Source organism: Neisseria maigaei (genome assembly GCF_958267405.1).
Taxonomy (GTDB): Bacteria; Pseudomonadota; Gammaproteobacteria; order Burkholderiales; family Neisseriaceae; genus Neisseria; species Neisseria bergeri.
In genome coordinates this window covers 1-405 of sequence record NZ_CATQFT010000025.1, presented here as the reverse complement: position 1 = coordinate 405, position 405 = coordinate 1, and the positions used below count along the sequence as shown (strand labels likewise).

The following is a 405-nucleotide window of genomic DNA, read 5'->3' as shown; positions in this document are numbered from 1 at the left end:
CGTCCCGCCTATCCCCTGTTGTCCATGTTCAAAGCCGTCCTGCTCGGACAATGGCACAGCCTCTCCGATCCCGAACTCGAACACAACCTCATCACCCGCACCGATTTCAACCTATTTTGCCGTTTTGACGAACTGGGCATCCCCGATTACAGCACCTTATGCCGCTACCGTAACCGGCGGCGCAAGACGACACCCTGTCCGAATTGCTCAAACTGATTAACTGCCAACTGACCGAAAAAGGCCTAAAAATAGAGAAAGCATCCGCCGCCGTCATTGATGCCACCATTATTCAGACCGCCGGCAGCAAACAGCGTCAGGCCATAGAAGTTGACGAAGAAGGACAAGTCAGCGGCCAAACCACACCGAGTAAAGACAGCGATGCCTGTTGGATAAAGAAAAACGGTC

1 pseudogene is annotated in these 405 nt (G+C 53.1%); it reads left to right on the top strand.

Going from position 1 to position 405, the window contains the following annotated elements:
• A pseudogene (locus Q3O06_RS05395) lies at nt 1–405 on the top strand (transposase); the annotation flags it as partial.